2 protein-coding genes are annotated in these 781 nt (G+C 59.0%); both read left to right on the top strand.

The window, feature by feature from the left end; all coding sequences use genetic code 11:
* The first annotated feature begins 2 nt into the window (after positions 1–2).
* Positions 3–170 carry a 50S ribosomal protein L33 gene (rpmG, locus tag JF66_RS19465; RefSeq protein WP_035880539.1) on the top strand — a complete coding sequence of 56 codons (168 nt, stop codon included), beginning with the start codon at positions 3–5 and terminating at the stop codon, positions 168–170.
* A 2-nt stretch (positions 171–172) separates the two neighbouring features.
* The gene (gene rpsN / locus JF66_RS19460; protein WP_035880538.1) at positions 173–478 is read left to right on the top strand and encodes a 30S ribosomal protein S14; all 306 of its coding nucleotides are present in this window, start codon (positions 173–175) and stop codon (positions 476–478) included.
* The last annotated feature ends 303 nt before the right edge of the window (positions 479–781 follow it).

The following is a 781-nucleotide window of genomic DNA, read 5'->3' as shown; positions in this document are numbered from 1 at the left end:
TAATGGCTAAGGCACATGACGTCCGTCCGATCATCAAGCTGCGTTCGACGGCAGGAACCGGTTACACGTACGTAACCAAGAAGAACCGTCGTAACGACCCCGACCGTCTCGTACTCAAGAAGTACGACCCGGTCATTCGTAAGCACGTTGACTTCCGTGAGGAGCGCTAAAAATGGCGAAGAAGAGCATGATTGCCAAGAACAACCAGCGCAAGGTCATCGTGGAGCGTTATGCCGCGAAGCGCCTTGAGCTGAAGAAGGCCCTGGTCAACCCGGCCGGCACCGACGAGTCTCGCGAAGAGGCTCGCAAGGGACTGCAGAAGCTTCCTCGCAACGCGAGCCCGGTGCGCCTGCGCAACCGTGACGCTGTTGACGGTCGCCCCCGCGGACACCTCTCCAAGTTCGGCATCTCGCGCGTGCGTTTCCGCGACATGGCGCACCGCGGCGAGCTGCCCGGCATCACCAAGTCCAGCTGGTAACACTCGCTGGCAACCGTTCGGAGTCTGACTTCGGCGGTCACTGAAGCATCCAAACGGGATGTCGGCTTCGGCCGACATCCCGCTTTGTTTTAACCCTCGCGGTCCTCTGCGTTTCGCGGAAAGCGGAAAACGGGTGCTCCAGCGGGTGAAACTGCCCTGAAATGGCCGAAAAACGCCGTAAATCCGGGGATCTTGGCGGATCAATGCTAGATTTCAACTCGGTCGATCCGACCAGCGGGGCTTCTCTCCTGGGGAGCATCCGCATTACGAATATCGCTGTTTTTACAGACGAAGGTCCGAGGA

It is taken from the genome of Cryobacterium sp. MLB-32 (assembly GCF_000738085.1).
Lineage (GTDB): Bacteria > Actinomycetota > Actinomycetes > Actinomycetales > Microbacteriaceae > Cryobacterium.
This window is presented reverse-complemented; position numbering and strand designations above follow the sequence as displayed.

Excerpts from the sequence above, each read along its gene's own strand:
- rpsN (WP_035880538.1), top strand. The coding sequence starts at position 173 with ATGGCGAAGAAGAGCATGATTGCCAAGAACAACCAGCGCAAGGTCATC.
- rpmG (WP_035880539.1), top strand. The coding sequence starts at position 3 with ATGGCTAAGGCACATGACGTCCGTCCGATCATCAAGCTGCGTTCGACG.